The organism is Ectothiorhodospiraceae bacterium 2226, from assembly GCA_013348725.1.
Classification (GTDB): domain Bacteria; phylum Pseudomonadota; class Gammaproteobacteria.
This window is the reverse complement of the sequence record CP054689.1, coordinates 2,858,881-2,871,220: the sequence shown is the minus strand read 5'-3', so window position 1 is coordinate 2,871,220 and position 12,340 is coordinate 2,858,881. Positions and strand designations below refer to the sequence as shown.

Annotated in this window: 11 protein-coding genes; 3 read left to right on the top strand and 8 right to left on the bottom strand. The window is 65.6% G+C overall.

Annotation, left to right across the window (positions count from 1 at the left end):
- Positions 1 to 228: 228 nt before the first annotated feature.
- Positions 229 to 1,446, bottom strand: coding sequence for a glucose-1-phosphate adenylyltransferase (gene glgC / locus HUS23_13890; GenBank protein QKT05098.1), 1,218 nt, complete (start codon positions 1,444 to 1,446; stop codon positions 229 to 231).
- Between glgC and HUS23_13885 the strand changes: the two genes are divergently transcribed.
- Entirely contained in the window at positions 1,439 to 1,687 is a 249-nt protein-coding gene (locus HUS23_13885; protein QKT04824.1) for a hypothetical protein, read from the top strand. The two genes, glgC and HUS23_13885, sit on opposite strands and share 8 nt — an antisense overlap.
- Before the next feature lie 22 nt (positions 1,688 to 1,709).
- Here HUS23_13885 and HUS23_13880 read toward each other — a convergent pair whose 3' ends face one another.
- From HUS23_13880 to HUS23_13865, 4 genes are all read right to left on the bottom strand, one after another.
- Positions 1,710 to 2,912: a TraB/GumN family protein gene (locus HUS23_13880; GenBank protein ID QKT04823.1), complete on the bottom strand. Its 1,203-nt coding sequence runs from the start codon at positions 2,910 to 2,912 to the stop codon at positions 1,710 to 1,712.
- 78 nt (positions 2,913 to 2,990) lie between these two features.
- Entirely contained in the window at positions 2,991 to 3,368 is a 378-nt protein-coding gene (locus HUS23_13875; protein QKT04822.1) for a DUF3429 family protein, read from the bottom strand.
- A gap of 37 nt (positions 3,369 to 3,405) precedes the next feature.
- Entirely contained in the window at positions 3,406 to 5,631 is a 2,226-nt protein-coding gene (locus HUS23_13870; protein QKT04821.1) for an EAL domain-containing protein, read from the bottom strand.
- A complete protein-coding gene (locus tag HUS23_13865) occupies positions 5,631 to 6,530 on the bottom strand; it encodes an alpha/beta fold hydrolase (GenBank protein ID QKT04820.1) in 900 nt (299 codons plus the stop codon). The genes HUS23_13870 and HUS23_13865 overlap by 1 nt, the downstream gene beginning before the upstream one ends.
- A gap of 645 nt (positions 6,531 to 7,175) precedes the next feature.
- Here HUS23_13865 and nuoI point away from each other — a divergent pair.
- Positions 7,176 to 7,664: an NADH-quinone oxidoreductase subunit NuoI gene (nuoI, locus tag HUS23_13860; protein QKT04819.1), complete on the top strand. Its 489-nt coding sequence runs from the start codon at positions 7,176 to 7,178 to the stop codon at positions 7,662 to 7,664.
- Between the two features lie 274 nt (positions 7,665 to 7,938).
- On the top strand, positions 7,939 to 8,562 hold the full coding sequence (locus HUS23_13855) for a lytic transglycosylase domain-containing protein (GenBank protein QKT04818.1): 624 nt from the start codon (positions 7,939 to 7,941) through the stop codon (positions 8,560 to 8,562).
- A gap of 51 nt (positions 8,563 to 8,613) precedes the next feature.
- Here the strand turns inward: HUS23_13855 and HUS23_13850 are convergent, their stop codons facing one another.
- The 3 genes from HUS23_13850 to HUS23_13840 all read right to left on the bottom strand — a co-directional run bounded on the left by HUS23_13850 (position 8,614) and on the right by HUS23_13840 (position 12,239).
- On the bottom strand, positions 8,614 to 9,195 hold the full coding sequence (locus HUS23_13850; GenBank protein ID QKT04817.1) for a hypothetical protein: 582 nt from the start codon (positions 9,193 to 9,195) through the stop codon (positions 8,614 to 8,616).
- Positions 9,196 to 9,522: 327 nt separating this feature from the next.
- The gene (gene galU / locus HUS23_13845; GenBank protein ID QKT04816.1) at positions 9,523 to 10,413 is read right to left on the bottom strand and encodes a UTP--glucose-1-phosphate uridylyltransferase GalU; all 891 of its coding nucleotides are present in this window, start codon (positions 10,411 to 10,413) and stop codon (positions 9,523 to 9,525) included.
- Positions 10,410 to 12,239 carry a polysaccharide biosynthesis protein gene (locus HUS23_13840; protein ID QKT05097.1) on the bottom strand — a complete coding sequence of 610 codons (1,830 nt, stop codon included), beginning with the start codon at positions 12,237 to 12,239 and terminating at the stop codon, positions 10,410 to 10,412. Before HUS23_13840 ends, galU begins: the two co-directional genes overlap by 4 nt.
- Between the last annotated feature and the right edge of the window lie 101 nt (positions 12,240 to 12,340).

Genomic DNA, 12,340 nt, shown 5'->3' with positions numbered 1-12,340 from the left:
CACAGGGATGTGCCGCCGTGATCGGCGGCGAAGTCGGCGATCACGAAGCAAAGCGAAAACCGCGCTTTTCGCTTTGCGTGGTCTGAACCATCCAGGATGGATGGATTCAGACCTTCCACAAGATGCCGCCGTGAGCAACGGTGCCGCCGTTCACGACGCAAAGCGAAAACCACGCTTCTCGCTTTGCGTGGTCTGAGCCATCCAGGATGAAAGGATCAAACCCTACAACTAATACCGCGGCATGTGCCGCCCCTTGGGCACCACCACGATACCGGTCGCGCTGACCGGCCAGCGCCGCCGGTCGGCCTCCACGTCATAGCCGACGGTATCGCCCGCCTCGATCACGTTGAAGCGATCCACGATGGCGCGCCGCAGCTTGGCGCCACGGCGGATGGTGACGTAGTCCATGATGATGCAGCCGTCCACCTCGGCGCCCTCCTCGATGGTGACCTCGCGCCGTAGAATGGAGTTGTGCACCTTGGCGCCTTTGATGATCGACCCGCTGCCAAGGATGCTGTTGTTCACCTCACCCGACACCAGCTTGGCGCTCGGCCCCGGGTAGTGGCTGGAGTACAGCGGCCACTCCTTGTTGAAGGCGTCGACCTTGGGCTCCTCGCCCAGAAAATCGAAATGCGCCTCGTAGAAGGCCTCGACGGTTCCGACATCTCGCCAATAGGCGGGATCCTCGTACGGCTTGAGGCCGCGGATGCGGTTGGTGCCGTAGTTGTAGGCGTACACCCGATGGGTGTCCTTCAGACGCGGCAGCACGTCGCCGCCGAAGTCATAGCCCTTGTAGTTAGACGATTCCTCCAGCGCTCTGCAGAGCACGTCGGTACTGAAGATGTAGTTGCCCATGGAGGCGTAGGCGTGCTCCGGATCGCCCGGGATGGACGGCGGCTCCGCCGGCTTCTCGCGAAATTCGCGGATGCGCCCGTCGGCCTCGGCGTCGATCACCCCAAACGCGGTGGCCTCGTTCACCGGCACCGGCAACGCCGCGACCGTGACGTCCGCCTCGCGCTCCAAGTGAAACTGCGCCATCTGTTTGATGTTCATGCGGTAGATGTGATCGGCACCGAACACCGCCACCAGGTCAGGCCGGTGCTCGTCGATCAGGTTGAGATTCTGCGCCACGGCGTCGGCGGTGCCCTGGAACCAGTGCGGACCCTCGCGCATTTGCGGCGGCACCACGGTGACGAAGTGTCCCGAGAGCAACGGCGACATCACCCAGGCGCGGCGCACGTGCTCGATCAAGGATTGCGACTTGTACTGCACGAGGAGATAGATGGAATGGATTCCGGAGTTGACCAAATTGCTCAAAACGAAATCCACGATGCGGTAACGCCCACCAAAGGGCACCGCCGGTTTGGAACGTTCTGCGGTGAGTGGGTAGAGGCGCTTCCCCTCACCGCCGGCCATCACGATAGCGAGGATACGCGGGTTGATCATCGGCATGAAATTCCCTTTTCACAAGGGTGCCGCGGTCCGGCGCATCCTGCGCCCGCGGCACCCCGGCCCGAGTCGGATTTTGCTTGGGAAAGGCCTGCTCAACCCCTCTTGGATCGCTCAGGCCGCGCGAGGCGACGACGCCGCTCTCGCGCTCACCATCAACCGCGCGGTGCCGTTGACGGTGGCGACGCATCCCCGCGCCGCGGGTGCCCTTGAAACATCAAAGCTTCCTACAGTGTAGCCGACCCGCCGTGGCCGCCGTCTTAATTGATCAGCCGCTCGAAGATCCGGAATCCGGCCACATAGGTACCAACCGACGAGCCCGCGGTGACGAAGATGAACACCAGCAGGGTGCGGGCCACCCGGTTGCGCCACCAGCCCGAGAGCCTAGTCACGTCATGCCGCAGATCGGCGAAATCCCCCACCTGCGGGCGCCGCAAGGCGATCTCGATGGCCGCCGCGACCACGCCTGCGCCCACGGTGGGGTTCAGCGACGTGATGGGCGCAGCGGCGAAGGAGCCGACCACCGTGACGGGATGGGCGAAGGCGAGCAGCGCCCCAAGCGCCGCCAAGGTCCCGTTGATCAACACCCAGTCGCCGATCAGCTGGAAGCCGACATCGACTCCCCGGCTGAAGCCGATCAGGAAGCCGATCAGCACCAGGCCGATGACGATCCAGGGAATCATGCGCGGCCAGCGCGCGCCGGGCGGCACGATGGACAGCGCGTTCAGCGCAGCGGGCACCTCGCGCGGCTCGCCCCGCTCCAGATACGCGGCGAGTCCCTTCAGGTGACCGGCGCCGATCACCACCAGGACATGGCGGTAGCCGTTCGCCTCGGCTTCCTCGCGCAGGCGGGCCGACATGAACTGGTCGCGCTCGTCGATCAACGTCTCGTACATCGCTCCGGAGCGCTGCGCGAACTCGGCGAAGGTGGTCTCGAGAATATCGCCTTCCTTGAGCCGCTCGATCTCCTCCTCGGTGACCTTCTCGCGGCTGAACAGGCTGCCGAACAGCCCGCTGATCAGACCGAAGCGCTGCCACCAGGGCAGGCTGCGGTAGACGCGTTTGAGGGTGACCCCCACGTCGCGGTCCACCAGCAGGATGGGCAGGTCCTGGGCGTTGGCGCTCTCGATCGCGGCGCGCATCTCGGCGCCCGGTTCGATACCGAACTGCTCCGCGAGGCGTTGCTGATAGGCGCCGAGCGCGAGGCTCGCGGCGACCATGCCGGCCTTGCCACTGCGCACCACCTCGAACAGGTCCATACGCGCCAGGGCCTCGGGTTTGACCAGCGACTGATAACGGTTCTCGCACAACTCCACCGCCACGGCATCGTACTCGCCGCCGACGATCTCGGCGCGGACCTCCTCGGCACTGGCGCGGGAGACGTGGGCGGTACCCACCAAAGTGAAACGGGTCGCCCCGCACTGGACGGTGCAGCGCGGCCCCTGGGAGATTGGTTCGTTCATTCGACTCTGTGGTTACGGCGGCTCACACGCCGCCGCCGGTATGATAGCAGGTGCCCCGCCGAACCCCGATGACGCGGATCACCCGACCCGTTGCCGATACCCCGCCAGCAGGGCGCGCCGCACGACATAGAGGGCGATGAAACCGGCCGCCAGCAACAGCAGGGCCGCCTCGCTCACGATGGGCAACAGCAGCACCAGCCACGCGAACACAGCGGGCCCGGCCGCCAGTCCCACATGGGGCCAGAACCGCGCGCCGCTGGCCTCCACCAGGCCGTGCCACTGCACCCCGCCTGCGAAAGCCAGTGCCAACGCAAGGTAGAGCGCCATCGCCTCCAGCAGCCAACCGTGCCAGCGCGGGTCGGCGAACAGCATCCACAGCCCGGCAAGGATCAGCGGCAGCAGCGCGAGCAGGCCGAGTCCCCAGCCGCGCCGTTCGGGAGTAGCGGGATTGTGCATATCAGGAGTTTAGCGGCTGTTGCGCGTTGGCGGCGGCTCAGTCGTCGCGCGCGTCGACCGGCAGACACGCGTCCGCACGCGGGCTGCGCATCGGTCGACCCAGCGCGTAGCCCTGGCCCAACTGGAAGCCCGCGCGCCGGGCCTCGGCGGCCAATTCCGCACACTCGATGCCTTCCGCGACCAACTCGTAGCCGGTCTCGCGCATCAGCTTGGCGAGCCCCGCGACCACCGCCCCCAGGCGCTGCTCCCCGCCCAGACTGTGGACCAGGGCCAGATCGAACTTGACGATATCCACCGGCATGTCCGCCACATAACGCAGCGAAGAATAACCGCTGCCGAAGTCGTCGAGCACGATCACGAAGCCTTCCGCGCGCAGTCGCGCCAGGGCTTCGGCAGCGCGCTCGATGTTCGCAATCAGACTGGTTTCGGTGAGCTCGAGCATGATGGCGCGGCTGGGCAGAAACTTCGCGAGGCGAAAGATGGCGGACTGCGCGGCGTCGTCCAGCAGGCTCGGCGCCGCCAAGTTGACCGCTACGCCGACACCGGCGGGCAAATGGTCGGCCGTGAGGTCGTCATACACGGCCCTCAGCACCGCACAGTCGAACTCGGTTTCCAGGCGCTGGGACTGCAGGATCGGCATGATCTGTCGGGGGAGGATCAATTCGCCCTCGCGCTCGATACGCGCCAGGGCCTCGTAATACTTCACGTCCCCACTGCCCAGATGCGCAATCGGCTGATAGTGCATCTGCAGGGCCTGGCTGCCCGCGAGCACCTCGTACACGGTGTCGCGCGTCCAGTGCGACACCAGGCCATCGCTGTCCGCCTCCATCTCGGGACTGTATAGCGCGAGATGGCTCCGATTGGGGCGCTTGGCGTGATACATGGCCACGTCGGCACGGCGCATGAGGTCGGAATAGCCACGCACCTCTTCCACCGCCGCCTCGCAGATGCCGATGCTGAGCTTGATCGGCTCGCGGATCCCGTAGCTGCAGAAATCCTCCCGCCGCACCTCGTCCAGACAGCGCTGAGCCAGCGCCACCGCCTTGCCGGGCGTGCTCGCGCAGTACATGGCGGCGAACTCGTCACCGCCCATGCGGTATAGGCGATCACCGCGGCGCAGCCCCCGCCCGAGGGCGCCGGCGATGCCGCGCAGCACCGCGTCGCCCACGGTATGCCCGTAGGTGTCGTTGATGGCTTTGAAGTGATTGCAGTCGAACAGCAGCAGCGCCACCCAACCTGCGCGCGTGCGCTCGAAGGCCTGGCGGATGTCCTCTTCGAAGGCACGCCGATTGAACACCTCGGTGAGCGAGTCGCGGTGAGCGAGCTGCCACAGTTCGCGGTTCTTGTCGTCCAGGCGCCGATGCAGCGCGCTCAACCGGCCGTGATAGTCCTGCAGGGAATTCCACACCTTGTGCAGCTCGTGCACAAACAAGCGGGGGCAATGCTGGCGTCGCGTACCGCTGCTCAGTGCGTCGATATGGCGCGACAGGCAGCGCAGCGGCAGCGAGATGAAGGCCGTGATGGTGCCGTAGAGCAGCAGAGCGACAAACAAGGCGAGCGCGCCCGCGCGCAGCACCGCGCTCAGCAGCGCATCCCGCAGGCTCTCGTCGGCCGCATCGGCGCGCACGACGAAGTTGGTGCGCCCGCCGACGCCCGCCACGTCCACTTGCTCGTCGTGCTCCATCAGCAGGTGCAGGCTGGCCGGCTCGATATATCGGAACGGGTACTGGCCGGCGCGCAGGATCTCGATGAGCGGCGCGCGCAACTCGGCATAGCCGAGCGGGTGGTTGCGCGTCGGCGGCTGCACCGTCCGCACGCTCCGCAGTACCACGGTGTCGTCCACCCGCTGCACCCAGGCACCGGCCGGCGGCGGGGCGTCGAGCGCGGGCCCCAGGCCGTCGAGCGGCGTGCCGTGGGAGCCGTAAAGCACGAGTTCGGCGCGGATCGAGGGCAGCTTGCCGGAACTCGCCAAGCGGTGGTCCCGCCAGTAGCTGTAGTAGGTAGGATCGACCAGCTGCTGGCGCACCTCGTCCCACGCGGCGAGCCCGTCCAGCGCCCCGTGCAGCGTGTCCACCAGTTGCTGAAGATTGGCGTTCAACTCGGCGCGCGCGGCCTGCACCGCTTGATCGCGCATCTGGCCGCGCACATCGTCGATCTGTTGAAAGGCCATCAGACCGACCACGCCGAACACCACCGCCGTCAGCGCAATAAAGGACGTAACGTAGGCGTTGATGGAAAAGCCGCTGCGCGGCTGCGTCGCCATCAGTGGCGTCCGTGGGGCGCGTCCCGCGCCTCCAGCAGCTCGACCACGATATCGTGCAGCGGCACTTCGTGTCGTGCGTCGAAGAAGTGGTTCGCCCCGTCGACCATGACGACCGCCGCACCAGCCTCGGCGACCAGCCCCGCCCAGGAGCTGCCCATCCGGTGATCCGCACTACCCTTCACCGCCACCGCCGGCACGGGAAGCTCGCGCAGCGCCGCCAGTATCGCCGAGCGGGACCAGCGCACGTAGGAATAGTAGGCACGGGCGGTCGTAACGTAGCTGTCGTTGGCACAATAATGCAGCGTATAGGGCCGCAGCGCCTGCGATGGATCCTCGGCCTCGCGCCGCACGCGGCGGAGATCGACGTGGACGCTCGCGCCCACGCCGTGCTCGACGTCGACCAAGCTTACCGCGATCAAGCGGGAGACAGGGCCGGCGGGCCGCGTTCCGAGATAGGCGGCCAACTGCACGCCGCCGTAGCTGTGCCCCAACAGCACGATGTCCTTGTGGCCCACGCCCTGCAGCCAGTCGATCCAGGCGCCGATCTCGTCGAGCGCCTGGTCCATGGTGTGGGTATGCACCGCCTCGCAGGACAGCACCGCGCGGCGGTGGGGAACGTTGAGGGAGAGCGTGGGCGCGAGCGTCGTAACACCGGCGATACTCAGACTCTCGGCAAGGCGCGCCACGGTGTGAAACTCGCGCGTCTGCAGAAAGCCGTGCAGCAGCAGTACCGCCGGCCGATCCGCCTCCCCGGGCTGGTAGTGGGCGGTCGCCGTCAGGCCGGGCTGCACCTCGAGACTGACCTCCTCGGCAGCGCCCGCGGACCAGCACAGCAGTGCCAGCACGCCGCCGGCCAATCCGCGCCGGAGCCGAGACGGCTTCTTCTTGTAGTCCTGCATGCAGCGGCCCCTCCCCTCCCCGGCGCCTATCAAACCGCAGCGAGCCCTGAAGGGTCAAGCGACCATGCCTTGACTCGCGGCCGCCCACTCCTAAGTTTAAGGAAGTGCGGATATTCCGATCTTCCTGCGGCACCGCAACGTGCCGCCGTTAGCAACGGCTCCAAGCCGTTGATAATGAGTTAAAGGGAAAATCGCGCTTTCCGCGCGCGCGGTCTGGAATATCCAGAAGGGATTAACGTAAGACCTTCTCCCGGCTAAGAAATCCAGGATGGATTCTATTCAGACCTTCTTCATGTACACACACGGCAAGGTGGCGGCTTCCCCGACCCTGCACGCCATCGCCCGAATCCCCCCCGGAGGATGCCCCGATGCGAGACCACCGGCACCACCCCCGTCTTTCCACCCCCAGTCCCTGTACCGCGCCGCGCACCGCACCGGTTGCCGTCGACGTGGCGGACCGCCATTATCGACTGGACGCGGGCAACACGCCCGCGCTGGTGCGCTACGCGCGCGGGCGCGACGGCGGCCCGCTCGACGTCCAGATCCACACGCCCGGCCTAATCACCGTGTTCAATGTTGGCGACATGCGCACATCGCCCGCGCCGACTGCGCGAGTCGAGGCCACGGCTTCAGGGAGGAAGCCTCATGAGCCGCATCACGTATTACGTCAAGAGCCTGTTCATGACAGAGTTGCTGCGTGGCATGGGCGTCACCGGCCGCTACCTGTTCAGGCCTAAGGTCACGGTCCAGTACCCGGACGAGAAGACCCCGCAGTCCAACCGCTTCCGCGGCCTGCACGCGCTGCGGCGGTATGCCAACGGCGAAGAGCGCTGCATCGCATGCAAGCTGTGCGAGGCGGTGTGTCCCGCCGTTTGCATCACCATCGAGTCCGAGGAACGCGCCGACGGCAGTCGCCGTACGACGCGCTACGACATCGATCTCTTCAAGTGCATCTACTGCGGCTTCTGCGAAGAGGCCTGCCCGGTCGATGCCATCGTGCTCACGCGCATCCAGGACTTTCATTTCGAGCGACGCGGCGAGTCGATCATCGACAAGCAGTCCCTGTTGAAAATCGGCGATCGCCTGGAAAAAGAGATCGCGGAAGACCGTCGCATGGATGCGCCTTACCGATGAGTACCTTACGCATTATCTTTAAAGTTTAGTAGAGACAAAACACCTAGCCCGCCGCTACTACTTCAGTTTCTCACCCGCCCCCCCCGGAACATGACAAACGTGACGCCTGTGCTAAACCCTTAAGTACAAGAAGCAGAAGCAAGGCAAACAAAGAAGAACGTAGCGCAGGGACGGCGCGAAGGGCACGGCAGGGAAGCCCTAACGAACAAGAAGACCGAATCGACGTCTTTGGTCTCAGCACAACCCGTCATGCTGGCAACGCCTTCCGGCGCCTATGTTCCGTCAGGGGATGGTCTGTTTAGCAGCGAACCTACTGTTCGCGTGCAGCAAACCAGTGCGGAGGCGAAGAATAATGATCAACGCAACAAGAACCGGCCTTTTGGCCACTCTCTTCATGTTCATTCTGCCCTTCAATGTCGGGGCGGACACCAAACGAACCCAAGGCGTCGAGCGTGCGCCGTGCTACACCGCGGCCTGTGGCAGGGTGGAAGGCATCACGCGACAGCAGGTGGAGGCGTGGGTGCATGAACTCGCGCCCGAGTTCGGACTCGATCCGGAACTGGTGCTCATCATCATCGGCGTGGAATCGGCCTTCCTGCCCAACGCGGTGTCCCATCGCAACGCGCACGGCCTGATGCAACTTATCCCGGCCACCGCAAAGCGGTTCGGCGTCGACGACATCATGAACCCGATCGAGAACCTGCGCGGCGGCATGGCCTACCTGCAGTGGCTGATGCGTTATTTCGATCACGACCTCGAACTGGCACTGGCGGCTTACAACGCCGGAGAAGGCGCCGTCCAGCGCTATCGTGGTATTCCACCGTTTCCGGAGACGCAGGCCTACGTGCGGCGGATCACACAGAGCTACTCGCAGCTCGTGGCTGCGGCGGGCGACTGAGCGCGCCCGCCGCGGCTCACTCACTAGCGACCATAAGCCAAGAGGCGAACGTCACAGACCGCGATCCGTCGGGCTGGTGCTCTCACCCTCACCCGGCTCCATCGCCTCGGGCTCCACGCCGTCTATCCGCCGGTCCGGCGGGATGCCGGTGTGTCCCGGGGTGGTGCCGGCACCGCCCGGCACAGGCGCCTCGTCCATCTGGCCCTGTAGCTCCTCCAGAAACACCGCAAACTCGGACTCGTCGATACGGCCCTCTTGCGAAGTGTCATATCGGTCGAAGTTCTGCTCCAGTATCGGCAGGGCCCTCGCCTCCTCCCGGTCGATGTAGCCGTCACCGTCCTGGTCCAGGGCGCCGAACTCGATCTCCTCGGGCTGCATGCCTCCGAGCATGTCACCCTCGGCCCCCTGCTCCTGGGCCATGCCGTTCGCGGCCGGCTCCCCCGCTTGCTCCGGATCGACCGGCTGCTCGTGTGCCTCGCGAGGCTGTACGTCATAAGGTTCCACCTCGCCGGTTTGGTCCAGTGGATCCGGCGTGCCTTCGTCGCCGCGGTCGCAGGCGGCCAGTCCACCGACCGCAACAGCGGTCGCCATGGCGAGCACCAAGCGCTTCAGCGTTGTTCCTTCGGCGTTCATGCGTAGCTCCTCTCCCTTGTGCGCGCCCTCTGTCACTACAGCGCGCGCGTTCTTTCTTCCGAAGGGAGTTCAGCAATAGGCATGCCAGACGCGGTATTGGTGCCACCGACAGGGCTGCGCCGCGCGATGCCACGCGAAGGCAGAGCCGATAGGGGCGCCGTAGCGTCATGGCGAGCCGAGGGCTCGCCGGCATCCAATTGAACCGACGCAGCGAACCGCCCGCCGGCGTCGTCTACAAACGACAGGACATGCGGTTAAAGGACGAGATCGGGGGACGGGACGAATCAGGTGTGGCCCCGCCCAGCGGGCGGGGCCACTGCGCAGAAACTAGCGGCCGAAGCCCGCTTCGCGCGCGTGCTGCTCCAGGTAGTCGCGGAAGGCGTCCGCCAGTTCGGGGTGCTTGAGGCCGTACTCGACGGTGGCCTGCAGGTAACCGAGTTTGCTACCGCAATCGTAGCGCTTGCCCTTGAACGGGTAGGCGAGCACGCGCTCCTGCTCCAAAAGCAGCGCGATGGCGTCGGTGAGCTGGATCTCCCCGCCCGAGCCGCGTTGGGTGCGGTCCAGGCAGTCGAAGATGGCAGGCGTCAGCACGTAACGCCCGACCACACCAAGGGTCGACGGCGCCTCGCTCGGACGAGGCTTCTCGACGATGCCGTCGACGCGCGAGAGCCCCTCCTCCCACGGCTTCGCATCCACGATGCCGTAGCGATCCGTGTGCTCGTGCGGGACGTCCTCGACGCCCAACAGGCTGCACTGGTGACGGTTGAAATTCTCGACCATCTGAGCCATCGCACCCTGCCCGCCACCGTCGATCAAGTCGTCCGCGAGGATGACCGCGAAGGGATCGCCGTTGATCACCGAGCGTGCGCACTGCACGGCATGGCCGAGCCCCAGCGTCTCCGATTGGCGAATGTAGATGCAGGTGACGTGCGACGGCACGATGCCGCGCACCATTTCCAACAGCTTGGTCTTGCCGCGCGCCTCGAGCTCCACTTCCAGCTCGTAGGCCTTGTCGAAATGGTCGGGGATCGAGCGCTTGTTGCGCCCGTTGATGAAAATCATTTGCTCGATACCGGCCTCGACCGCCTCCTCCACCGCATACTGGATGAGGGGCTTGTCGACCACAGGCAGCATCTCTTTGGGATTGGCTTTGGTTGCCGGCAGAAAGCGGGTACCCAGGCCCGCCACCGGAAAAACGGCTTTCCTTATCTTCGTCATGATGTCCTTCTCTTCATTTCAACTACATTGTCACCGGCCACGGGGGTCGTGACCGGGTCGCTCATCTCGGGCACCAGTTCCTTGAGTGCACGGCGAAGCGACTGCTCTTCGAATTCCTCACAGGCACTTTCGATCCCGGCCAAGGTATCCTGCAGCTTGGCCCAGTCCACGCGGCGCGAGTCGGCCAGCATGATCTTGGCATGAGAAGTGCGCGTGAGGCCCTCCTGCTCGTGAAACAACTCCTCGGCGAGTTTCTCGCCCGGCCGCAGTCCGACGTAGCGGATCTCGATGTCCCGGCCCGGCACCTTGCCCGACAGGCGCACCATCTGCTCCGCCAGATCGCCGATGCGCACCGGCTCACCCATGTCCAGCACGAAGATCTCACCCCCGCGGCCCATTGCGCCCGCCTGCATGATGAGCTGGCAGGCCTCCGGAATGGTCATGAAAAACCGCGTGATATCCGGATGTGTCACGGTCACCGGCCCGCCGGCGGCGATCTGCTTCTGGAACAGAGGCACCACGCTGCCCGCCGAGCCCAGCACGTTACCGAACCGCACCGTGATGAACGCGGTGTTCGAGCGCCGCGCCATGTTCTGGCAGAAGATCTCCGCCACGCGTTTGGTCGACCCCATGATGTTGGTTGGGTTGACCGCCTTGTCCGTGCTGATGAGCACGAAGCTCTGACACCCGTGCCGATCCGCCGCCTCGGCGACCACCCGGGTCCCCACCACGTTGTTGCGCGTCGCCTCGCGGACCTGGTCCTGCAGCATCGGCACGTGCTTGTAGGCCGCCGCGTGGAAAACGGCCTGCGGGCGGAAGCGCTGCATCACGTGCTCGACCGCCGCGCGGTCGCACACGTCACCGAGGCAGGGATACAGCGGCAGTTCCGGGAAGGCCTGGCGCAGCTCCATCTCGATGGCATACAGGTTGTATTCGCTGCGCTCGAGTATCACCAGCGAGGTGGGCCCGATGCGCGCGAGCTGCCGACAGAGTTCCGAACCGATGGACCCGCCGCCGCCCGTGACCAGAATCGTCTTGCCGGTCAGTGCCTGGTTGATCCCCTGCCAGTCCAGGCGCACCGGCTCGCGCCCCAGCAGATCGTCCAGCGAGACCTCGCGCAGCGCGCTCGCGCTCACCTTGCCGCTCACCATGTCTTCGACGCGCGGCACGGTGCGGAAGGTCACGCCCGCCTTTTCACACAGCCCGACGATGCGGCGCATGGCGGCGCTGCTCGCCGAGGGCACCGCGATCACTACCAGGTCAACGCTGAGCGAACCCACCAGACGCGGCAGCCGCGTCATCTTGCCGAGCACCGGCACGCCATGCACCCGCGCGCCCTGCAGCGAGGGCCGGTCGTCGAGGAACGCCACCGGCTCGTATTCGCCGTCGCGCAGCATGTCGCGCACCAGCATCTCCCCGGCGCGTCCCGCACCGAGTACCAGTACGCGCTTGCCGCCGAGCGGCTTGGGGAAGGGTCCGCCGTAGTCCTTCCACACCCGGAACAGCATGCGCGGCGCGCCCAGAAACACCATCAGCAGCAAGGGATAGATGGCGACGCTGCTCCGCGGAACGCCCTCGAAGCGATTGAACAGGAACAGCGTCATGCCGATGAGCAGCACGCCGAGGCCGACGGCCCGCACAATGTTCCAGAGGTCGGGGATACTGGCGAAACGCCACACCCCGCGATAGAGACCGCTCCAGGCGAGCACCACACCCTGCACGGCGACCACGAAGGGAAGCGTGGCGAAGAAGATGTCCCAGTTGACCGCGGCCACCGAGAAGTCGTGGCGCACCAGGAAGGCGCACCCCCAGGCCGCCATGACCATCAGCAGATCGTGGAGGATCACCGCCGCGCGGCGGTCGGTGACTCGAATACGTGTCTGCTGAGTCAGAACCGCCTCCTCCCAGGAGTGGTATTAATATCTAA

Bases quoted from the DNA above. Each gene is read 5' to 3' on its own strand.
- HUS23_13880 (QKT04823.1), bottom strand. From the start codon at position 2,912: ATGAACGAACCAATCTCCCAGGGGCCGCGCTGCACCGTCCAGTGCGGG.
- nuoI (QKT04819.1), top strand. From the start codon at position 7,176: ATGAGCCGCATCACGTATTACGTCAAGAGCCTGTTCATGACAGAGTTG.
- HUS23_13870 (QKT04821.1), bottom strand. From the start codon at position 5,631: ATGGCGACGCAGCCGCGCAGCGGCTTTTCCATCAACGCCTACGTTACG.
- HUS23_13865 (QKT04820.1), bottom strand. From the start codon at position 6,530: ATGCAGGACTACAAGAAGAAGCCGTCTCGGCTCCGGCGCGGATTGGCC.
- galU (QKT04816.1), bottom strand. From the start codon at position 10,413: ATGACGAAGATAAGGAAAGCCGTTTTTCCGGTGGCGGGCCTGGGTACC.
- HUS23_13840 (QKT05097.1), bottom strand. From the start codon at position 12,239: ATGGTCATGGCGGCCTGGGGGTGCGCCTTCCTGGTGCGCCACGACTTC.
- HUS23_13875 (QKT04822.1), bottom strand. From the start codon at position 3,368: ATGCACAATCCCGCTACTCCCGAACGGCGCGGCTGGGGACTCGGCCTG.
- glgC (QKT05098.1), bottom strand. From the start codon at position 1,446: ATGATCAACCCGCGTATCCTCGCTATCGTGATGGCCGGCGGTGAGGGG.
- HUS23_13850 (QKT04817.1), bottom strand. From the start codon at position 9,195: ATGAACGCCGAAGGAACAACGCTGAAGCGCTTGGTGCTCGCCATGGCG.
- HUS23_13855 (QKT04818.1), top strand. From the start codon at position 7,939: ATGTTCCGTCAGGGGATGGTCTGTTTAGCAGCGAACCTACTGTTCGCG.